Source organism: Nostoc commune NIES-4072 (genome assembly GCF_003113895.1).
Taxonomy (GTDB): domain Bacteria; phylum Cyanobacteriota; class Cyanobacteriia; order Cyanobacteriales; family Nostocaceae; genus Nostoc; species Nostoc commune.
Map to the genome: position 1 here is coordinate 2,160,051 of NZ_BDUD01000001.1, position 20,792 is coordinate 2,180,842.

The window sequence follows — 20,792 nt, forward strand, 5'->3', positions numbered from 1 at the left end:
TACAATCTGTACCCCTTAAAACATTAAATCTTTAAAAAATAGACCATACCTTATGATACAAATGATGACGGCACATAATACTCTCAGTTCGCCGATTTTATCAGGAGTTAGAAACAAAGTATACTCAGGGATATAAAGACTGGTCACTAAGTTGAGTGTAAATAGTCGTTAGCAACCCAACTATGAACAAGAATACGCTATAAATTTAGTATACTTGAGTAGACTTTAGCTAAAAGCCAAAGAACTTTAGTTCAAGGCGCGTGAGGAAGCGAACAGTTAAGCTCTTGTAAATTAGATATAGCGAGTAAAGAAAAGCTATGCTTGCCGATAGCCCAAACGCTCGTATTTCAGGTTAAAATGCGGGTTCTGGTCAAGGTCGAGTGATAGTCATTGGAGCAGGCTTTGCTGGGTTAAGTGCTACACGGCTATTAAAAACTAAGGGATACGATGTTACGGTATTGGAAGCTAGCGATCGCCTGGGTGGTCGAGTCAAGACGAAACATCAGTTAGGTACGCCTATTGAGAGGATGATGGTAGAAAATTTTTTCGCCTCACCAGCAGAAGAACTCGGATTTGCTAACTTGATACCTAAGTCAGCCACCCAAGCACAGACAGAACTACTTCCAAGTAGCGATCGCTTTGTAGTAGGTGGTATGGATAGATTATCTGGCTCGTGGGCTAACTATTCAAAGCTAAGGCGATTTCTGAAGCAGTTCCTGCACTCATACCGCAGGCAATTACCACATCACTAGAACTTCCGCCTTGTAATAATTATCATTACTAAAACTGAATATTTGATTTGCTGAAAGTCTCATCTAGAAAGGGTTTTGGGGTTTATCTGATCCTGGCTGCTAAATTTTAGAATACCAATTTTGAAATTATTCGTTTTTTGCATAAAACACAAAATTTGAGGTGAATAGTATTCTATGGTTGTGTGGAATTTTTTTCAGTCTAGGGATGACACTGTTTTTGACAATCTAATAAATCCCCACTAAGAAAAATTCACAACTTTGTTGATAAAAACCTGAATTTACAGTGTTAAATAGAATTTATCTCAAGTTCGGGTGATTACTAAACTCAAAGAACCCCATCCCGCCAAAGCTATGCTTTGTCTCCCCTCCCCTCAAGCGGGAGGGATTGAGAGGTGGATTAAACGTTTAAACTTAAAGTTAATACCAATGAACCTGATATTACTTCTACAAAATAATAAAAGCAACCTACCCTAAATATTTGCTGATAGAACACTACTTAAATTAAGGGGCAGGTTGTTATCTTTCAATATTTTTGATTTTGCTGCCCCAACTTTTAGATAGAAAATGGCTGAACTAGCCTTTTTTGACAAGTCAGGAATTTTCTATTATATGAATGTTTTCGTTAGCTATATTTACTTGATTTGTTGCAGATTACTAATTGTAATGAATATTTCATCATCAGTTCTTTGCTTATCATAATCAATGTTAATTTGAGTAGGATAGCCAAGTGTTGGGTTATATTGTACAGTCAAGTTGTCTGCTCTTTGAATTAACGCATTTCTAATGATATTAAAGAGTTTAGGAATTGTATTATATTTTTCAAATAATCCTGTATCTACTGGATGTTTACTATATTTATAAGTAATGGAAGTTGTGACTCCATTACGTACTTCAATAATCACTGGTTCTGTGGCTTTGGGAAAACAGAAGCAACTTCTAGTAAATTCATAGCGATAGTTAGAGATGTTTTTCTGTCTCCATAATCGGGAATTACTCTTAAATTGTTCTAAAGCAAAACTATTAGACGTTGGTTTTTGAGATACCTGTATAGGAGGTTGAGATATTACAGGTGTACTCAAACCCAAAAACGCGACTAAAATGGCAGTAATTGCAATTGGTAAGCGCATATAAATCCATCCTTAACTTGAATTTCTTAGTAGTTTAACTTCTTAGTAGTTTAACGTGCTTTAAGCCCATTGCCAAAAAAATGAAATTATTTTTGACACTAATCCATAGTTTAGTTTTACTCATTTAGACGGACTGCGATCGCATTCAGCAATGACTATGCACGAAACTAGAAGAAGATTTCTTTCAAGGCTCACCACTTATAACAATCACTAATGATGAAATATCTGAAAACTCTGTTTGTATAAATAACATTAGGATAATATTATTTCGCAGGCCAACTGGTGAACTTGGGTACATAATACATCTTGCTTTGCCTTTAGACTCGTTGCAAGGAAAGTCTAAAAGTTCTTTAATTGACTTAGCTTTGCAGGAATTAGAGAAAGCAGGTTTTCCTGATGCGCTCAAGCAATTAGTGCGTATATCTCCTCCTGCCAACATGCAGCATGGCAAAAGTACACCCAACAAGTGTATCGCCGCAATTTCGACCAAGTAATAAAGGCGCTGTAGTTTACCGTCTGGGAAAAATTTTTATTAGAATGCAGATGTCCATTAGGCGGCGTGCCAATACTGCTCGGTTAAGAATTTTTAACTCGGCATTGGGTTTAGGGAAAAGGTTACTGGGTTTAGGTTAAAGGTTTTTTCTTTCCCCTTTCCCTTTTCCCCAAAACCCGACAAGTATTGGGCGGCGTGCTGTCTATCCACGTAAATCGAGAAGATAATCGATGAGTAATCAATTACAAGACTACAATCCTAGCGGCATAGGTGAAGTAAATGGCAACCTCTTCGGTTTGCCCTGCGATTATGAGTCTGCAAACCTGATTGTCTTTGGTGTGCCGTGGGAAGTCACTGTTTCTTATGGCGCAGGCACTGTTAACGGTCCGCAGCGTATTCTCGATGCTTCGACTCAACTAGATTTGTTCGATTTTGATAACCCTGATGGTTGGAAGCAGGGAATTTTCATGGTGGAAATTCCCCAAGATATTTTAGAGAAGAATACATATTACCGCGCCTTGGCAGCAAAAATTATTGAGCGATTAGCCCAAGGTAAACAACTCTCTGATACACCAGATTTAACACCTGTTCTCACAGAAATTAATCAAGTTTGTCAACAGGTAAATCAATGGCTGTTTGAAAATTGTCAGCAAGCAATTAACAAGGGTAAGCGAGTTGCAGTTATTGGTGGAGATCATAGTTCGCCGTTAGGTTATTTCCAAGCATTAGCGGCTAAGTACGCAAACTATGGCATTTTGCACCTTGATGCCCACGCAGATTTACGTGATGCGTATGAGGGATTTGAATTTTCTCATGCGTCGATTATGTTTAATGCGATGAAAATCCCGCAAATTTCCAAGCTAGTGCAAGTGGCTTTGCGTGATATTAGTCATGACGAAGTGCAAATGATTGAGCAATCTGATAGTCGCATTATTGCATATTACGACCCAGCCATTAAACAAAAGCTTTACTCTGGAACAACTTGGATTGATTTATGCCGAGAAATTATCAGTCATTTACCTGAGTATGTTTACATTAGCTTTGATGCAGATGGTCTAGATCCTAAACTCTGTCCGAGTACAGGTACCCCTGTTCCAGGTGGGTTGGAATTAGAGCAAACTTTTTGTCTATTCCGGGAATTAGTCAATAGTGGGAGAAAAATTATTGGCTTTGATATCTGCGAAGTCGGTGATGGTGAGTGGGATGGTAATGTCGGGGCGCGGGTAGTTTACAAGCTGGCAAATTTAATGGATTTATCTCAGCAGAAAATATAAAGGATAAAATTGTAGCAGAGTGGGAATGATACTGAACTCATGGCTATGACTACAGCACCTCCTTCGTTTCTCACTCTTGAAGAATTCTTCAATATGTATGGATGGGCTTGTCTCCCCAGCAATAAGTACCCTCTGGCGCTTTTGCGAGTAAGTCGCAGACTTCTTCATCCGTAGTTTGGGGAAAGTTTTTGTACCAAAGACCAACGCTTTGAAAATGGCTAGGTGTCAAGATACAAACAATTTTATCTACCTTAGCTTCTAACTCATGGCAAGTTTCGGGTGCGCCGACAGGTACAGCAATCACAATCTGAGCGGGTTGCTGCTTTCGGACAGCCACAACAGCAGCCCACATAGTTGCACCCGTGGCTAAACCATCATCTACTAAAATGACCGTGCGTCCTTGCAAATTCGGCAAGGGACGATTTGAACGATAAAGCCGTTCTCGCCGCTCTAACTCCCGTTCTTCTTGCACTGCCACCCTAGCAACTACTTCATCGGATATTTTCGCCAGGCTGATTATATATTCATTGACTATCCGCACACCACCAGAAGCGATCGCTCCCATAGCTAGTTCTTCTTGATGGGGCACACCCAATTTACGCACCACCAAAACATCTATTGGAGCATTTAATGCTTTGGCAATCTCAAAGGCAACGGGTACACCACCCCTTGGTAGCCCTAATACCAGAACATCTGGGCGGTTAGTATAAGCGGCTAACTCTTTAGCCAAAATTTGACCCGCAAACCTCCGGTCTTTGAATTGCATGGTGTGGCTCATCATGTTTCATTTTCCCTGCAAATTTGTCTTAATGCATGACTTGTTAAATTTTTAGATGTTCTGAATTGATCTTAGAAAGTTAACAATTCCTTGCCCTCTGACTAACGAGGCGACATTTTCAATCTACAGTTCTATCAAACGGATGAGTTAATTTTTACCGAAGAAGATTTTCGCATCTTGGGCTAATCCCATTTCACTACTCCACACTCTCCACTTGCCCCGAAATGGTTTTTCTCCCACTTCCCAATCTTTATTGTTAAACTAAATACTGAGCATTTTTTTTACTTTATGTTACAAAATAATTACTTAATGATTGGTAGATGCCAAAATCTAGAAAAATACAGGGAGAATTCAACTGCTAATTCGCCACCAACTTCTTTTTGCTTCTATTATCTTTTCCTTACATGATTTTGATACTATCTTTATATTATTCTTTAATTGTATGTATGGGATAATACAGAATATACTCCTTCATTAGGTAATGCTTAGTATTATGCTTAGTATTAGAATAAAAATCTCGTCCAAATTACCCATTTAACACTTTTGAATAAAAATTCATAGAGTAGAATAACTGAATATTGCTCAGACATTTTTAAAATTAAAAGCAGGATTTTTTAATGATCAGCTTAAGTCATTCGGAAAACGGCACAACTAGCAGCACAGCAGCCACTAAGAGGCTGGCAAGGGCGATGATGGTTTCTGGTGGGGAGTTCTCACTGATATTAGCTTGTTGTAACAGTCTTGAAAGGCAGCAGCAAGTGCTGAATGTGTTAACAGAATTTTCATCAGCAGATATCCACGAAATCCTGCTTTCATCTGCAACAGACACATTGTATACAGCTATTACAACTGCGATTGGTGCTACTCAACCCGAAGCTCTGATGGTACGGGGTTTAGAATCTGTAATAGAAATTAACCAACTAATCATCAGTACCAACATTATGCGAAATCAGTTTCGGAAAGAGTTCCAGTTTCCTTTGGTGTTGTGGGTCAATGATGAACTTCTGCGTAAGCTAGTTTGGCTAGCACCCGATTTAAAAGACTGGGCAGCTAGTACTATTAGATTTGATGTACCTCACAATCAGTTAGTTGAAGCTGAACAACAAGCGATTAGCGCTTAATATTGCCTGAGATTACTTGCAAAATATTGTATACGTAGGTTGAGCCAAGCAAAATCTCCACTACGGTTCTGTAGCATTCTTTATCTAAAATTACTTTTATTGAACTCTCGCTTACGAAGGTGAGGCAGAAACTATTGCAAGCTTTTATCGCAATCTATTTTCCCAGCCAGAGGTGTGAGTTATCTTTTCCAAGGAACTTCTCATCTAATGAAGCCTGAGCTTCTAAGTTCTTACTTGATTGCCGTAGAGCTATAGGGCGTTTTGATTAAGTGTATTTTTATCCAAAATTCGTATAAAGTTTATTTCAGGTAAATGAAGTACACGGGTAGGGTCACAAAATGTTGTGCCCATTATGATTATCTGTACCTTACCAAATTTACAATTTGCTGTATAAGGCTTCCCGCATGGGTAAGCTACAGAAAAAAGAATTAACCACAGTGAACACAAATACTCGTAGGGATAGGGGAATGGTGTGTCCCTGATTCAAATGAGAATAGCTATAAGGAACAAACAATTACTACATTAGCGTCTGTCTTTATATCTATTTTAGAAGACAGGTACTAAATCAATACCAACTTGTGAAGTTTTGAATTGTATACTTTATTATATATCATTGACTGGCTACTATTTATGAGTTCTATAACTCTTCACTAAATCTTACTATGAAATTAATGCTGAAAGACTACTTTAACCCCAATCAAGCGCGAATTTTCACTGTTTTGATTTTGACTGGAATTTTGTCTGTTGCTAGTGATTTAACATTTATTAAAGGTGCTACGGGCGCTACTCCAAACTTATCGTTAGAAACAAGCAATAAAGTTCTAAATGACAAACAAAACTGGATTTATCATACCAATAGTAACGAGCGATCGCTACGTTTAGCTTCGGCAAACACTCCCTCAAACAATCGGTCAAATAAATTACCTGCATCTGTAAAAAATGCTGTTTTGCAAGCCGCCTCCAAACGTTTGCAACAGCCAATTTCTCAGCTAAGAATCATTGAGTTTCAACAGCAAACTTGGAAAGATGGCTGTTTAGAATTAGCTAATGCTGATGAATTCTGCACCCAAGCTTTGGTACCAGGTTGGCGGGTGGTTGTAGGCATTAATGAACAAACTTTGGTTTATCATACCAATCAAACAGGTTCCGCACTCAGGCTGAATGAAAAGGCTAGCTCAACTCCACTAACTCCTGTGCAAATTCCAGTTAGCCAGTTACCACCACCATTAGATCAATATGTAGTATTTCGAGAAATTTCCGGTGGTGGTATTACTGGCAGAACTTACGAGACTGTTTTACTCAAAGACGGCCAATTGATTCGGGTGCGGATTGGTGATGCTAATGATTCTGAGCGTAGTGTTCGCCGCGTTTCTGTGCAACAGGTGCAACAATTTGTGCGATCGCTAGAACGTTCTAAATTTAGTAAGTTCAAAAATCTGAGTTACCCAGCCCCTAGCGGTTCTGCTGATTTTATCACCTACACTCTTACCAGCCTTGAAGGTACAGTTCAGTACAACGATATTTCTCGAAATAACCTGCCAAAGAATTTACAAGCAGCAGTCAAAGCTTGGAATGATCTCATAGCCAGCGCCAAATCATAAGGGACTTCCAATAAAAAAAATAATCAATCGCTGTGTAGACAGGGGAGCAGGGGGAAAAGAAAAATATCATTTGAATAAATTGGCTAATTTATTTTTGGAGTTCCCATAAACCTCAGTGATCGTTTCGATTGTAAGCGCTTACAATCGAAACGATCGCTATTCATGCTGATTGTTGATAATTGGATGATGTTTTTAGCAAATGATAAAAAGGTTTGTCAAGTGGTGTGTTGAGTTTCCTTCTTTGTTGAATATTCGCCAAAGTAGAAAATCTCTTTTATTTGCCGTTGTAACTTCCTTGAGTGTAACTGCTACGATGATGCTATCGTTCCCTTTGAACGCTCAAATTAATCTGCCGCGAACGCCAGCATCTGAGTTAAGAGGAGTATGGCTAACAAATATTGATAGTGATGTGTTATTTGAGCGCGATCGCCTCAAGGGATCTTTGCAACGCCTTGATGAACTCAATTTTAACACCATATATCCGGCAGTTTGGAATTGGGGATATACATTGTATCCTAGCAAAGTTGCAGCCAAAGTTATTGGGCGATCGCTCGATCCTACCCCCGGACTCAAAGGGCGAGATATCCTCAAAGAAATTGTGGATGTGGGACATCAAAAAGGCTTAACAGTGATTCCCTGGTTTGAATTTGGCTTCATGGCACCAGCAGATTCTCTATTAGCTAAAAATCGTCCTCAATGGCTCACTAGTCGCAGTGATGGAACTCGGATTGTCAAAGAAGGGACACATAATCGCGTTTGGCTAAATCCCTTTCGTCCAGAAGTACAACAGTTTATCCAAGATTTAATCGTTGAAATTGTTAGAAACTACAATATTGATGGTATTCAATTTGATGACCATTTTGGCTTACCATCAGAATTAGGTTACGATGCGTATACAGTGGCACTTTACAAAAAAGAACATCGTGGGAAAGCTCCCTCCAAAAACTTTAAAGATCCAGAATGGGTGAGTTGGAGAGCTAATAAAATCACCGAGTTTATGAAGCGGGTATTTACAGCCATTAAAGCTACTAAGAAAAATTGCCTGGTTTCAGTTGCTCCTAATCCTCAACGTTTTTCCTACGATTTCTTTTTAGCAGACTGGCAGAAATGGGAACGGATGGGAATTATTGAAGACTTAGTTTTGCAGATATATCGTGATGACTTGAATGTTTTTATCAGCGAATTAGAATATCCAGAAGTGAAAGCAGCAAAAAGCCATATTCCAGTCAGTGTGGGCATTTTGGCTGGGTTGAAAAACCGATCTGTGCCGATGCAGCAGATTCAGACACAAGTGCAAAAAGTACGCGATCGCAATTTTGCCGGAGTCTCTTTCTTTTTCTATGAAACCCTTTGGAATATGAGTAAAGAAAAGCCTCAAGAGCGTCAGACTGCCTTCCAGAAAATTTTCCCTACACCAACGGCTTACCCGAATTTGCTAGCAGGTTGGAAACCATAAGAAAGCATGAAGGATTAAAGTTAATACTTTATCCTTCACACTTCTAATCGTCACTCAGACTGCTCCGATTTTGCGCTCAATCCCCGTTACAAAACTGAATTACGAATTACGAATTATTTTAACTAGCCTGCTGTCCAAACCGTCTCTGTAAATCAGCCTCCGCTTCCTCAATTGTCATTGGGATCTATTTTGGAGATTGGGCACGTCTTCTGTCGATGTAGATATGGAATGCTTCATCGTCGCTGCGATGCTCCAAAATATAAGTTCTTAGCTGCTCTAAAGGCATTTGTTGAAAGTTAGGTTTTGTCATAACCAAAGAATTTTTCCAGTTGGTGTTACCTCAGCTTCGATTAAATTATTTGCCAAAATATAAACATTTCTGGTGCGATCGTCTAATCTTACAAGGTCTATTCCTTTATAAACTCTAGTAAGTTGGGCGCACACCCGAATTGCGGATATTGCTTGTTTGGGTGTAGGCTCCATAAGCACTATCCTATTCCCAAACGCCCAGCCAAGCCGGGAGTTAGAGGTAGAAGCGTGGTAATCATCAAGAATAGAGCCAAAAGCCCCAAAGCGGCTCTAGCATCATCGGGTTCAGTGACTTCATTCAAGCTGGGGCGTTCTTGATCTCGTTGCAAAAAGAAAATCACGATCGCCCAGTACATGGCAAGAGTATTACCGAGAGACACTAGCGCCAGTAAAATTAAAGTTGCTACTGTTGCTCGTCCTGCGGTTTTGCGTCCATAAATCGCCTGAATAATCCGCCCACCATCGAGTTGTCCGGCTGGCATTAAGTTCAAAGCGTTAATTACTAACCCTAGCCAACCAATCACTACTAAGGGATGAACACTTACCAGGGATGACTGCAACGCCGAACCAAGGACAACTCGCGCCAAGCTTCCCACCAAAATCGACCCTTGGAAAAACTGATTTGGCAATTGAAATAAACTACCTGGGCCAGAAAGCACCAAGCCTGTCACCAGCATTAACAAAGAAACGATGCCACCTGCGGCTGGCCCTGCCAAGGCGATATCAAATAATACCTTGCGGTTGGGCAACAGAGATTCAAAGCGGGTAATTGCACCAAAAGAACCAATTTGCACAGCCGGCAGAAAGAAAGGCCAGCTAAGGCGGATTTGGTGACGCCGAGCAAGTAACCAATGACCGATTTCGTGAGCTACTAAAATTGTAAATATCCCAGCCCCTATGGGCAAAGCTTCTTGAAACCGCCCTGGATTGCCAAAGAAATCAAAATTCAGCAGTAATCCCGCAGCTTCTAAACTTGTGGCAATGGTCGCTATTAACAGAATACCTGCAAAAGCTTTTTGCGATAACAACATCGGCCGGGGATCATTACGGCTGGGTAGGACGATTACCACTGGTTTACCGTCTGTATTTTCCACTAAAAACAGGCGATATTGATCACCAAGGCGTTGCTGTAAACTTGCAGTTAGACGATTATGAGTCTCTTCTGGTTCTCCCCGCAAATTACCTTTGAAAATGGCTCCATCTTGGTAAGCGATCGTTTCTGTAGCAAAAAATGTATCGATACCGAAAATTCCTTTAACTGCATTCAAGTCTTCTTCTGGTATCGGTGGGATCTCCGGTTTCAGTTCTGCTACTTTTGGTTGTGGGGAATTTGCTTCAAGTGAGGAAGCAGCAGCAAGTCTTTCTGTAGCACGTTGCTTGAGGATGGCATCTTGCCCAGCTGCGCGTAACTGTCTGCCCAAGTAGACGTACAATCCGGCGGAAGTCACCACTAAGAACAATATACCCGCTATATTGATGTAAATCCCTGCGGCAAACAATCCAAAAAACAGCAGCCAGGGAGTCATCAACACCACCGACTGTAACCAGGCTAAGATTCCCAGTTTACCAAAAGGTCTGGCGCGATAAAAGCCCCAGCCCAAAATGCCTAAAGCTACCAGTAGGATTGCCGCCAGGATAGAAGTTTCTGATAAAGTAAACATCTCCAAACCTTTGCTATTGAGACTAAGCCAGAACAAGTCCGGTATTGCAGATACACTTATTAATGTATAACGCCGCCTGTAATCTGCCCAAATTATCCCGCTTTGCGTGGGCGTAGCCAAACCCACGCTAGGGGTAAAAAAGTTCGTAGTAAGGACTTTAGTCCTGGATTTTTAAGCACTGAAGTGCTTACTACAAACCTATCAAAATTTTTGGGACAGACCACTAGGTTTTAACGAATCGCACTCCCCACCTTCAATGTACTCATAAGGTGGGGATAGGGAGCGGGGGCTGAGGATTGCATCTGGAATTGATTTAAAAAGTAATTCTTTTGTAGGATGTGTTAGGGCTTTAGCCTAATTCACCTGAGCAAGCTGAAAAGAGAGCGATCGCATCTATATGATCGCTCTCTAACCCAATAATTAATTTGCTCAAACTCTATATGAGCGAAGTATTCTTCTAAGTCCAATAAAGAATTTCAGCTTTTGGAAAGCGCCTACTAATCTCACTCTCAAAAAAGCTACGCAACGCCTTCATTGTGTCCTTCTCATAAACGTACTTCGTCCCACCAAACTTATTACGCTTGACGCTGCGTTTTGCCTCATCCATCTCTAATTTGGATTGCGGATACCAAGTTTGTAACACTTCTTTTGACCCAGGTGTGAACCGATGCGAGATTAGCTCAAAAGTAAGGTTACAGTCAAAATCCAGTGCCTCGTTTATCTGGTCAAACAAACGACTATAATGCATCTGCCAATCATCTATCGGCATAATTGGCGCGATCACCAAGCCTATTGGATAACCGCCACCGCCACGCTTTTGTGGTAACGCCAACCGTCGCAATGCATTCAGTCTAGATGCTACGGATGCCGTGCCACCTTCAAACTTACCAGAAATCGGTGCGGCATTAACGCTCATCCGACAGCGAGTATTCCCATTGTGTGGTAGGTCGAGTAATCCATCCACAGCATCAAATTTCGATACCCAACGTAGATGTGCATTGGTACGAGTGCCAAAGTAACGGATACATTCAGCAAGACTTCCAGTTAAATGCTCAATACCCAATGGGTCTGTGTAACAGCTAACTTCAAAACTTGTGTTTTTCCCCTGTTGCTCGTAGTTAGCTAAGTTCTCTAATATCTGCGGTAAGTTGGCAAAAGCGCGAATGACAGGTGGCCCCGACAAGCTACCAGCTAGATAGCAGTATTGACAGTGAGCCGGACAACCTTCGGCAAGGTGAAACTGCCAATCCGCAGAGGGTGGAATGGGACTTAGTTTAAAAGAACTGGGTGGTGCAGTAACCACCGCTAAGGTACGCTTGGCGATGTTGTAGGTATCCCGCTCAGATTCACCGCGCAGACCCTTTAGGCGGTTCTGTGATAATTCTTCTATTGGTAAGTTGAGTGACTGCACACGTTTAAGAATCTGCTGCCCCCAATCTTCATCTAGGGCAGCAGGTGTAAACAGTACCCGTTCAGGTATCCACAACCTTGGCGATCTTGTTTGTGTCTCTGATACTGAAACTTGGTCTGTAATAGTATTCAGCAATATCTTTCTCCGCTATTTAGTTTGCTGACTTCTGCAATTAATTTTCCAGGACTTGCTTAATTCGTCGTTCTAACAAATCAAGATCCAAACTGCCTTCATCACGGTTAATTCGGCGCACAGTTGAATTAACATTAGCTAAATTAACCAATAAATCTTGAAGAATTTCTTGCTGCTGACGGGCTTGGGTAACTTCGCGTGGTTCCTGTACTAAATCACGGATGATGGTATCTTCAGCGCGAGAGGCGATAATTGGATCGCTTTGCCCTTGAACATGAACAAAGGTTCGTCGCCCTGGGCCTCGCTCCTCTTCTATTGGTATAACTGCTGTCACTTGGTCAGAACGCACATATTTGCCAAATCCCAAATGGACTAGTTCTGATGAGAGGATTTTCATATAATTGAAGCGTTATCTTTATGTCTTACTTATATTGTAAAATCTAGAAAAGTGACTTGAAGCCATAGAGCATACGGGTTCTACCCAATTCAAGGTAGTAGTTTCCTTGTACGGTTACGGCAATGCCATGTCTCTACTTAATACCTAATCAATTGATGACAAAATCAAATAAATTATGGGCCATTTCCAATTTAGAACAAGGTGCGATCGCTACTTGCCGCCCTTGATTATCTAAAAATATGGCTTGATTATTATCGCTCCCAAAACCACTATCAGGTTGATCGATGGGATTGGCAACAATAGCATCAAGTTTTTTACTCTGTAATTTTTCTAATGCAGGCTTGACAATATCCCCACTTTGTGCTGCAAAACCAATCAATATCTGATGCGGCTGTTTATGTTGTGCTAATTGGGCGACTATATCCGGTACTGGTTCCAAGGGTAAGGCTTGGGGGAGCGATCGCTTGGGTAATTTCTCTGTACTATAATCTTTTGGCTTCACATCTGCCACGGCTGCTGACATGACAATTACATCAGCGTTGGGTAAATATTCCAGCATGGCGTGCTGCATTTGTTCAGCACTAATAACGGGAATAGCTTGCACTCCTAATGGTACATCCCAATTAGCTGGGCCATGTACTAGGGTGACACTTGCGCCTCGGTGAAGTGCCGCTTGTGCTAAAGCTAATCCCATTTTACCTGTGGAAGGATTACCAATAAACCTTACTGGGTCAAGATACTCTCGCGTTCCCCCGGCGCTAATTAACACTCGTTTACCTACCAAATCTCGTTTACCTTGAGTGTGTAACAGCGATTGGATGTGAGCCAAAATTTCTGGAGGTTCTGCTAATCTACCAGCACCGACGCGATCGCACGCTAATAATCCCGATGCTGTATTCATCCCATGATATCGGCTATCTATCAATAGCTGTTGCCAATTTCGCTGCACTGATAGCTGTTCCCACATATCTGTATTCATTGCAGGTGCTAAAAGCACGGGACAAGTAGAAGCCAGCACGGTATTTGTGAGTAAATTATCCGCCATACCGTAGGCTAACTTTGCTAATGTATTAGCTGTTAAGGGGGCAATTACCATGACATCTGCCCATTCACCCAACTCAATATGCAAAGGACGAGAGTGAGTTGGTTGCCAAAAATCATCATCTATGTAGGCGGGATGACGAGATAGGGTGGCTATTGTTAAAGGCGTGATAAATTCTTGCGCCGAATGGGTGAGGATAACTCGAACCTCCACCCCAGTTTTAAACAGCATCGAAACTAATGCACAGATTTTGTAGGCGGCGATACCGCCACCTACAGCAATTAGAACCTTGTTCAACTTTAGATTAGGCATGGTAAAAAGTTAGGAGTAAGTAGTTACAAAAATTAGTACTAAATAGTTAGCACTCCTAACTCCTAACTCTCAACTACGCTTCATCGTAAGGTTCCAAGTCTAAGAGGTAGATATAGGGTTCAACTAACTCTGGACGCTGAAATGCGATCGCTCGCAATAAATGCCAATCATTTAAACCCTCAAAAGCATTACTATAATTATCTAGCTCCAGACGTGTAGCCAGTTCTTCTACTTCTGCCACAGTCATGGCAGCAATTTCTTTCCTGGAAATGCTTAGAGTTGTCATAATGCTTGCCCCTCCCTTATGCAGCACTCGCCTTCAGCATGGGTTAAGTTGCGCTCTTTCGCAGCCACCCAATATATATTACTCATTAGAAGTCATTATTTTCGTGAAAATTGTCAGAATTTGTACCAGAATTTATAAAAAATTCGTAATCCTGACTAAGCAATTGTATTTACAACGAAATTTCGTAGCACCTCTAACGTTTGTGAATTTATTTCATGCCCCATATCAAATTCGTGGTATTCTACCGCCACCTTTAGAGACTTGAGGGTTTCTCGTGCCTTTACAGCAGCTTGTAGGGGCACAACTTCATCATATCTCCCGTGGCTGATTAAAGTCGGCGGAATCCCTTTTTGATCTGCGGTTACTGCATCAGGATGTAAATACCCACTCATGACAGCTAAACCTGCTAGGGGCAATTTTGAGCCGACATCTAAAGTCATTGCCCCGCCTTGAGAAAATCCACTTAAAATGGTACGTGATAAAGGTACGCCAGTGGTACTTTCTAAAGATTGCAAAAAATCTATTAGCAGTTGCCGACTTTCTGCTAATCCTTGATACATATTCTCCACCCGCAGGTCATACCATGCCTTCCCTACTGGAGAATAGGGATAAGGATAAGGTGCGTTGGGTAATACAAATTGGTAATTGGGTAAGTTGAGCAAGGGTAACAAAGATGCTACATCCTCAGCATTAGCACCCCAACCATGCAAAGTGACAATTAAGCCTGCGGGGGGTTGAGAATCTCTCTTAACGGTGATAGCTTGTAAAGACAGAGGTTTACTCCTAAAATTCTCTTTTTGTACATAGATCCTATCTCTTCAAGTGGACTTAGTATTTAGCGGCATTTGTTGCTTGCCTAAAGAATGCCTACATCGTCGGTTTTGGGGAAAGGAGTAACAATATTGTTTACAAACTCCTCTGGGAAAGAACTCCACGCGCGATCGCTGGCTATAATTGCATTGATAAATCGGATGCGAGTTGCTATTTGAGACACCTCGCAATCCGATCATTTCCTCTTTTCTCTGCTTAGAGTGATAGAGCGCTAATCACAATTAAACAATCACAAAATTGTCTTTCGTTAGTGCCAACCCACTCGAAAGTTGTCCAAATTGTACCTGAGTAAAGGCACTTGCACTGCCATCTTGGTCAAAGAACAATGCACCAGTAACATCATTGTAAATAAATCGCTGTGTGCTAGTGGTTGCAGATGCTCCGACGCTAAACTGACTTGTCTGAAGTGAACCTAGTGATAAGCCGCCACCAAAACCAGCAGCAGATACTTGAATGAGTTCATTAGTCGCGTTGAAGTCATAAATTTGATCAACGCCCTCATTAAAACTATTAAAAGCAAAGGTATCAGTACCAGATCCTCCAATTAGGCTATCATTACCGTTGCCACCTATGAGGGTATCATTGCCACCATAACCCCCGGAAAGGGTATCATTTCCATTGCCCCCCACAATGAAGTCATCGTACTGCGTACCTATAATATCTAATCGTTCGATATTCTTGTAGCTAACCTGATGAATGCCAGCCGTAATTGAGCCAGTGTTAGTAGTAGCATTGAATGTCGAAGTGATTCCCTTGCCCTCGGAATCACCGCTATCATGGACGATCAATAAATCGTCACCTGCGCCTCCATCTATTGTGTCATTGCCAATAATAACCTCAATGATAGAAGTTTCACGGTATCCGACATCGTAAGAATAGTTTCCTGTTATCGTATCGTTGCCATTGCTCCCCACAATATTGTCATTGTAGTTTGTACCTGCGATCTGTAATCGTTCGATATTCTTATAGCTAACCTGATTTCTGCCTGCCGTAATTAAGCCAGTATTAGTGCTAGCATCAAAAGTTGAAATGATTCCCTCGCCATAATTGGGGGTATAAGACAATAAATCATCACCTGTGCCCCCATCTATCGTATCATTTCCACTGCTGCCCGCATTGAGCGTATCATTGCCATTACTCCCCACAATCAAGTCATCGTACTGTGTACCTGTGATATCTAATCGCTCGATATTTTTGTAGCTAACCCCACTCGCGCCCGCCGTAATTGAGCCAGTATTAGTAGTAGCATTGAATGTCGAAGTAATTCCCTCGCTAGCATAGCTAAAAAACCTCAACAAATCGTCACCTGTTCCCCCATCTACCGTATCATTTCCACTCTTGCCCGGATCGAGCGTATCATTCCCGTCGCTCCCCACAATTAAGTCATCGGCGAATCCACCTGTGATATTTAATTGTTCAATATTTTTATAACTAACCCGATTCGTGCCCGCCGTAATTAAGCCAGTATTAGTGGTAGCATCGAAACTTGAAGTGATTGCCTCGCTACTATTGGCGGTATAAGACAACAAATCGTCACCTTTGCCCCCATCTATCGTATCATTGCCACTATAGCCCGGGTCGAGCGTATCGTTACCGTTGCTTCCCACAATCAAGTCATCGTACTGTGTACCTACGATATTTAATCGGTCTATATTTTTGTAGCTAACCAGTGTCGTGCCTAGCGTAATTGAGCCAATATTAGTAGTAGGATTAAAAGTTGAAGTGATTCCCTCCCTAGCATAATAGTAGGAAATGTCATTGGTGTTATAGGACAACAAATCGTCACCTTCACCTCCATCGATCGTATCATTGCTGCTATTGCCACTGTAATCGTAGAAGAAAGTATCGTTGCCGTCATCACCATTGAGCAGGTTATTGCCTTTTGAAAAGTTAACAATCAAGTAATCGTCACCAGCGCCACCGTTGAGGGTGTTATTACCAGATGAGTAATTGTTGTTCCCACTGCGGCTTTCGTAGCCTGAAGCAGAGAGAGTATCGTTGCCATCATCCCCAGAGAGCAGCTGATTGCCTCCGACAAAAAAATCAAGATTTGAAGAACCAACATCCAGGCGATCGTTACCACTACCACCAAGAAGGGTATCATTGTCCGTACCACCAAGAAGGTTGTCATTGCCCGCATCACCCGACAACAGGTCATCCCCTTCACCACCGTTGAGGGCATCATTCCCTTCACCACCGTTGAGGGAGTCATCCCCTTCACCACCGTTGAGGGCATCATTCCCTTCACCACCAATGAGAGTATCATTGCCCGTACCACCGCGCAGCAGGTCGTTACCACTCAAGGCATCAATTTTGTCATTACCCGCCTGACCATTCACCACATCATTTGAGTTGTCGAAACCTGTAATGTTGTTGTCAAGGTCATTAAGGAATGTCACTGTGTTCTTATTGAACAGGTTAGTTTGAGTAGAGTTGGCATTAAACACATCAAAACTGTCGGTGATGCTGGTTTGTCCATTAAACAGGATATTGCCAATAGCAGGATGTGAAGAAATTGCTGGCAGATTATCCAGGTTTTCTAATTGGAAGTTTTGAAGGATGACTTTTGAAAAAGCCTGCCCTTCAAAGGTGATTTCCAGATTGCTGCCGTTTTGAGTAAGCAGCAGATATTGAGGAGTAAAATAATAGCCTTGGAATTGGATGGTATCCACTTCGGCAATGACTTCTGCTGAGGGAGTTATACCCTTACCTACGCCACCGAAATCAGTAATAGTATCGGTGTTGCTATTAGAGTAATAGTTTAAGTTGTAGACAAATTTATCGTTGCCACCGCCACCAGTTAGACTATCGTTGTCCTGATCAACAAATGAGTCGTTACCATTACCATTACCATCAATCGTATCTGCGCTGTTAGTGCCCACTAGGGTATCATTCCCTGCGATTCCAATGATATTTGCCATAATTTTTTCCTACCTGAATCGATTTTTCGAGTAAATTAAGTGCAGTTAACGCTGTTTGAACGCCCAAAAATTCGCCAAATATTGACGTTTCGACATTCTTTCATGTCATCCTTGAGGGTTACGAATTTTTCTTTGAAGATTGCCCCTTTAACTTGTTTTTAGGTAGCACTTATCAAACTATCTGGTATTATCTAAGTCTTAAACATTAGACACTATATAAATTAATGAGCGTGTGGATTCACAAAAACAATTAGCTTTAGGAGTATTTTAATCATCCTTCATCAGTAGCGTGGGCTAGTAAAAACCGTAGCCACTGTTGAAATAGAGTAAAAAATCAAGCTTGAATGTCTAAAAACCACAGTCCATAATTTAGTTGGTTTGTCAATGCATAAGTCTTATTAGTAGCCCTTTCAAGGTGAATAACAATTTTAGACTAGAAATTCCTCTTTAAGCTCTTTATTCTGTGTTCTCTGCGCCTCTGTGGTTAGAAAAATTACTTTTAAACCGCAGAGCCACAAAGAAGCCAGTGCGCCCTTGTGGTACTTCTACGGGGAAGCATTTTTGTGAGATTGCCAAGGCTTCGTTCGCGCAAGCGTGTAGCTGGAAATACATCCCGCACCATTGGGTAAAAGATGCTTAATTTTAGTTTAGGCGATCGCAAATATTAAAGACTAAGCCTACTTAGTCCTTATTTTCAGCATTTTCGACAGTGCTGATGGGGGATGTAAGCATATAAATTACACGAGTCAATATTATTCCTCATGGTCTTGAAGTGAACCAAGGCTTATGCAAAACTTGAGATCCTTCGCTTCTAGCCTACTTTTAAGGAATTGATCAATGGCGCGTCTAGCCCTGCTGAGTGTATCTAACAAAACTGGTTTAATTGACCTCGCCCGTAGCTTGGTTGAAGAATTCGACTTTGATTTAATCAGCAGTGGGGGAACAGCCCAAGCACTCAAAGATGCGGGACTCCCTGTTACCAAAGTTGCAGATTATACAGGTTCACCAGAGATTTTAGGTGGTCGAGTCAAAACGCTACATCCCCGAATTCATGGCGGGATTTTGGCGCGGCGAGATGTTCCCCAAGATATTACAGATTTAGAAAATAACCAAATTCGCCCGATTGATTTAGTGGTAGTGAATCTATATCCTTTTGAGGAAACGATCGCTAAACCAGGGGTAACATTATTAGAAGCTGTTGAACAAATAGATATCGGTGGCCCGGCTATGTTAAGGGCATCATCGAAAAACTTCGCTCATTTGGCTGTATTATGCGATCCAGCACAGTATGACGAGTATTTACAGGAATTGCGCCAAAATAACGGCGAAGCATCTCTAGAGTTTCGGCAAAAGGCGGCATTAAAAGGATTTTCGCACACTGCTAGTTACGATCAAGCGATCGCATCTTACCTCTCAGAAGCACAGCAATATACCCTTAGCGGCACACAATTACAATCTCTGCGTTACGGTGAGAATCCCCATCAACCCGCCACCTGGTATCAAACTGGTACTACTCCAACAGGATGGACAGCTGCGACAAAACTGCAAGGCAAAGAACTTAGTTACAATAACTTAGTTGATTTAGAAGCTGCACGCCGAATCATTGCTGAATTCACTGATACTCCAGCCGCAACGATTATTAAACATACAAATCCCTGTGGTACAGCATTGGGAAGCAGCATTTCAGAAGCGTATCAAAAAGCTTTCAATGCTGATTCTACTTCTGCCTTTGGTGGAATTGTCGCACTCAACCGTCCGATTGATGCGGCTACAGCTAGCGAGTTAACTAAAACATTTTTAGAATGTGTGGTTGCACCAAGTTGTGATGCAGAAGCTCAAAAAATCCTGGCTAAGAAATCCAACGTGCGGGTTTTGACTCTAGATGATTTGAGCAGTGGCCCTAAGGATACAGTGAAAGCGATCGCAGGTGGTTTTCTTGTCCAAGCTAGCGATGATATAATTGCTGACACCAATCAATGGCAAATAGTTACCGAACGTCAACCTACCGACAGCGAATTAGCCGAATTACTGTTTGCGTGGAAAGTTTGCAAGCATGTGAAATCTAATGCCATTGTTGTGACAAGCGATCGCACTACACTAGGAGTAGGTGCTGGTCAAATGAATCGCGTCGGCTCAGTGAAAATTGCCCTAGAACAAGCTGGAGAAAAATCCATTGGTGCAATTCTTGCCAGCGATGGATTCTTCCCCTTCGATGATTCTGTGAAAACAGCCGCAGCAGCAGGAATTACAGCCATTGTCCAACCAGGGGGAAGTGTACGCGATAAAGATTCTATCAAAGCTGCTAACGAACTGGGTTTGGTGATGGTATTAACTGGTGTACGTCACTTTTTACACTAAATCAGTCTCCGCAATATGTCCACTTTATAAAGTGTCACATAATATGCTTGCTTTCTGATTGAATTAATGATATGTTTTAGTCGTGTGTGAGGAGCAAGTTAAAAGTAAAAAGCGCCTGGGGTGGAAACACGGCAACACTCCCAAGCGCTTTTTAATTTGTCAAAAAATTTCACTCAATATACTTGCCATTTGATAGAAGTAGTGATAATGTTTATTTGTGTGTGAGGAGCAAGTTGAGAATAAAAAATGCCTGGGGTGGAAACACGGAAACACTCCCAGGCATTTTTTAATTTATATATAAAAATAGAAAAATTGGATTGTAGGTGCAGTTTTGAAAGTGTCACTCAATATACTCGCCTTTTGATTGAAGCAGTGATACTATCTAATTGTGTGAGGAGCAAGTTAAAAATAAAAAGCGTTTGGGGTGGAAACACGGCAACACTCCCAGACGCTTTTTAATTGGTATGCAGAAAAAAACCTTTGCAGATTCGCCAGAATTATTGAGATAATTACCTACAGTCTAAAATCCA

The 20,792-nt window shown here is 41.5% G+C and carries 19 protein-coding genes and 1 pseudogene; 7 read left to right on the forward strand and 13 right to left on the reverse strand.

From position 1 onward, the window contains the following. Nucleotides 1–380: 380 nt before the first annotated feature. Nucleotides 381–512: pseudogene (locus tag CDC33_RS41630) on the forward strand (FAD-dependent oxidoreductase); the annotation flags it as partial. A gap of 166 nt (nucleotides 513–678) precedes the next feature. Here CDC33_RS41630 and CDC33_RS41635 read toward each other — a convergent pair. Both CDC33_RS41635 and CDC33_RS09740 read right to left on the reverse strand, forming a co-directional pair. Further along, nucleotides 679–726 carry a hypothetical protein gene (locus CDC33_RS41635; protein WP_369694385.1) on the reverse strand — a complete coding sequence of 16 codons (48 nt, stop codon included), beginning with the start codon at nucleotides 724–726 and terminating at the stop codon, nucleotides 679–681. Between the two features lie 658 nt (nucleotides 727–1,384). Further along, nucleotides 1,385–1,879: a DUF6174 domain-containing protein gene (locus CDC33_RS09740; protein WP_109008312.1), complete on the reverse strand. Its 495-nt coding sequence runs from the start codon at nucleotides 1,877–1,879 to the stop codon at nucleotides 1,385–1,387. A 444-nt stretch (nucleotides 1,880–2,323) separates the two neighbouring features. On the opposite strand from CDC33_RS09740, the gene CDC33_RS37740 reads away from it, so the two are divergent. Both CDC33_RS37740 and speB read left to right on the forward strand, forming a co-directional pair. Next, the gene (locus tag CDC33_RS37740) at nucleotides 2,324–2,512 is read left to right on the forward strand and encodes a hypothetical protein (RefSeq protein ID WP_146195795.1); all 189 of its coding nucleotides are present in this window, start codon (nucleotides 2,324–2,326) and stop codon (nucleotides 2,510–2,512) included. A 90-nt stretch (nucleotides 2,513–2,602) separates the two neighbouring features. Further along, entirely contained in the window at nucleotides 2,603–3,646 is a 1,044-nt protein-coding gene (speB, locus tag CDC33_RS09750) for an agmatinase SpeB (protein ID WP_109008313.1), read from the forward strand. Between the two features lie 88 nt (nucleotides 3,647–3,734). Here the strand turns inward: speB and CDC33_RS09755 are convergent, their stop codons facing one another. Next, nucleotides 3,735–4,412, reverse strand: coding sequence for a phosphoribosyltransferase (locus CDC33_RS09755; RefSeq protein WP_109008314.1), 678 nt, complete (start codon nucleotides 4,410–4,412; stop codon nucleotides 3,735–3,737). Between the two features lie 629 nt (nucleotides 4,413–5,041). On the opposite strand from CDC33_RS09755, the gene CDC33_RS09760 reads away from it, so the two are divergent. The 3 genes from CDC33_RS09760 to CDC33_RS09770 all read left to right on the forward strand — a co-directional run bounded on the left by CDC33_RS09760 (nucleotide 5,042) and on the right by CDC33_RS09770 (nucleotide 8,602). After that, the gene (locus CDC33_RS09760; RefSeq protein ID WP_109008315.1) at nucleotides 5,042–5,545 is read left to right on the forward strand and encodes a 3'-5' exonuclease family protein; all 504 of its coding nucleotides are present in this window, start codon (nucleotides 5,042–5,044) and stop codon (nucleotides 5,543–5,545) included. 662 nt (nucleotides 5,546–6,207) lie between these two features. Then, a complete protein-coding gene (locus CDC33_RS09765) occupies nucleotides 6,208–7,146 on the forward strand; it encodes a DUF8738 domain-containing protein (RefSeq protein WP_109008316.1) in 939 nt (312 codons plus the stop codon). Nucleotides 7,147–7,345: 199 nt separating this feature from the next. Further along, nucleotides 7,346–8,602, forward strand: coding sequence for a glycoside hydrolase family 10-like protein (locus CDC33_RS09770; RefSeq protein ID WP_181373953.1), 1,257 nt, complete (start codon nucleotides 7,346–7,348; stop codon nucleotides 8,600–8,602). 184 nt (nucleotides 8,603–8,786) lie between these two features. On the opposite strand, the gene CDC33_RS41195 is transcribed toward CDC33_RS09770, so the two are convergent. From CDC33_RS41195 to CDC33_RS09805, 10 genes are all read right to left on the reverse strand, one after another. Then, nucleotides 8,787–8,912 (reverse strand): DUF6887 family protein, encoded by a 126-nt coding sequence (locus CDC33_RS41195; protein ID WP_280524405.1) that lies wholly within the window; start codon nucleotides 8,910–8,912, stop codon nucleotides 8,787–8,789. After that, entirely contained in the window at nucleotides 8,909–9,085 is a 177-nt protein-coding gene (locus tag CDC33_RS38540) for a DUF6888 family protein (protein ID WP_181373954.1), read from the reverse strand. Before CDC33_RS38540 ends, CDC33_RS41195 begins: the two co-directional genes overlap by 4 nt. 5 nt (nucleotides 9,086–9,090) lie before the next feature. Then, nucleotides 9,091–10,572, reverse strand: a complete 1,482-nt coding sequence (locus CDC33_RS09775; RefSeq protein ID WP_109008317.1) for a site-2 protease family protein — start codon at nucleotides 10,570–10,572, stop codon at nucleotides 9,091–9,093. A 457-nt stretch (nucleotides 10,573–11,029) separates the two neighbouring features. Beyond that, nucleotides 11,030–12,052, reverse strand: coding sequence for a spore photoproduct lyase family protein (locus CDC33_RS09780; protein WP_109012516.1), 1,023 nt, complete (start codon nucleotides 12,050–12,052; stop codon nucleotides 11,030–11,032). A gap of 103 nt (nucleotides 12,053–12,155) precedes the next feature. Further along, nucleotides 12,156–12,512, reverse strand: a complete 357-nt coding sequence (locus tag CDC33_RS09785) for a hypothetical protein (RefSeq protein ID WP_100897934.1) — start codon at nucleotides 12,510–12,512, stop codon at nucleotides 12,156–12,158. A 148-nt stretch (nucleotides 12,513–12,660) separates the two neighbouring features. Continuing rightward, nucleotides 12,661–13,866, reverse strand: a complete 1,206-nt coding sequence (coaBC, locus tag CDC33_RS09790; RefSeq protein WP_109008318.1) for a bifunctional phosphopantothenoylcysteine decarboxylase/phosphopantothenate--cysteine ligase CoaBC — start codon at nucleotides 13,864–13,866, stop codon at nucleotides 12,661–12,663. A 73-nt stretch (nucleotides 13,867–13,939) separates the two neighbouring features. Further along, complete coding sequence (gene isiD, locus CDC33_RS09795; protein WP_100897932.1) at nucleotides 13,940–14,152, reverse strand: protein IsiD; 213 nt, start codon at nucleotides 14,150–14,152, stop codon at nucleotides 13,940–13,942. A 155-nt stretch (nucleotides 14,153–14,307) separates the two neighbouring features. Next, nucleotides 14,308–14,910 (reverse strand): alpha/beta hydrolase, encoded by a 603-nt coding sequence (locus CDC33_RS09800; RefSeq protein WP_369694386.1) that lies wholly within the window; start codon nucleotides 14,908–14,910, stop codon nucleotides 14,308–14,310. Between the two features lie 98 nt (nucleotides 14,911–15,008). After that, the gene (locus tag CDC33_RS38545; RefSeq protein WP_181373955.1) at nucleotides 15,009–15,146 is read right to left on the reverse strand and encodes a hypothetical protein; all 138 of its coding nucleotides are present in this window, start codon (nucleotides 15,144–15,146) and stop codon (nucleotides 15,009–15,011) included. 58 nt (nucleotides 15,147–15,204) lie between these two features. Further along, complete coding sequence (locus tag CDC33_RS09805) at nucleotides 15,205–17,904, reverse strand: beta strand repeat-containing protein (protein ID WP_109008320.1); 2,700 nt, start codon at nucleotides 17,902–17,904, stop codon at nucleotides 15,205–15,207. A gap of 837 nt (nucleotides 17,905–18,741) precedes the next feature. Between CDC33_RS09805 and purH the strand changes: the two genes are divergently transcribed. Continuing rightward, nucleotides 18,742–20,262: a bifunctional phosphoribosylaminoimidazolecarboxamide formyltransferase/IMP cyclohydrolase gene (purH, locus tag CDC33_RS09810; protein ID WP_109008321.1), complete on the forward strand. Its 1,521-nt coding sequence runs from the start codon at nucleotides 18,742–18,744 to the stop codon at nucleotides 20,260–20,262. Nucleotides 20,263–20,792: the final 530 nt, after the last annotated feature.

Bases quoted from the DNA above. Each gene is read 5' to 3' on its own strand.
- CDC33_RS09770 (WP_181373953.1), top strand. From the start codon at position 7,346: ATGATAAAAAGGTTTGTCAAGTGGTGTGTTGAGTTTCCTTCTTTGTTG.
- CDC33_RS37740 (WP_146195795.1), top strand. From the start codon at position 2,324: ATGGCAAAAGTACACCCAACAAGTGTATCGCCGCAATTTCGACCAAGT.
- CDC33_RS09755 (WP_109008314.1), bottom strand. From the start codon at position 4,412: ATGCAATTCAAAGACCGGAGGTTTGCGGGTCAAATTTTGGCTAAAGAG.
- CDC33_RS09760 (WP_109008315.1), top strand. From the start codon at position 5,042: ATGATCAGCTTAAGTCATTCGGAAAACGGCACAACTAGCAGCACAGCA.
- CDC33_RS09805 (WP_109008320.1), bottom strand. From the start codon at position 17,904: ATGGCAAATATCATTGGAATCGCAGGGAATGATACCCTAGTGGGCACT.
- CDC33_RS09785 (WP_100897934.1), bottom strand. From the start codon at position 12,512: ATGAAAATCCTCTCATCAGAACTAGTCCATTTGGGATTTGGCAAATAT.
- purH (WP_109008321.1), top strand. From the start codon at position 18,742: ATGGCGCGTCTAGCCCTGCTGAGTGTATCTAACAAAACTGGTTTAATT.
- speB (WP_109008313.1), top strand. From the start codon at position 2,603: ATGAGTAATCAATTACAAGACTACAATCCTAGCGGCATAGGTGAAGTA.
- isiD (WP_100897932.1), bottom strand. From the start codon at position 14,152: ATGACAACTCTAAGCATTTCCAGGAAAGAAATTGCTGCCATGACTGTG.
- CDC33_RS38540 (WP_181373954.1), bottom strand. From the start codon at position 9,085: ATGGAGCCTACACCCAAACAAGCAATATCCGCAATTCGGGTGTGCGCC.
- CDC33_RS09765 (WP_109008316.1), top strand. From the start codon at position 6,208: ATGAAATTAATGCTGAAAGACTACTTTAACCCCAATCAAGCGCGAATT.
- CDC33_RS09740 (WP_109008312.1), bottom strand. From the start codon at position 1,879: ATGCGCTTACCAATTGCAATTACTGCCATTTTAGTCGCGTTTTTGGGT.
- CDC33_RS41195 (WP_280524405.1), bottom strand. From the start codon at position 8,912: ATGACAAAACCTAACTTTCAACAAATGCCTTTAGAGCAGCTAAGAACT.
- CDC33_RS09775 (WP_109008317.1), bottom strand. From the start codon at position 10,572: ATGTTTACTTTATCAGAAACTTCTATCCTGGCGGCAATCCTACTGGTA.
- coaBC (WP_109008318.1), bottom strand. From the start codon at position 13,866: ATGCCTAATCTAAAGTTGAACAAGGTTCTAATTGCTGTAGGTGGCGGT.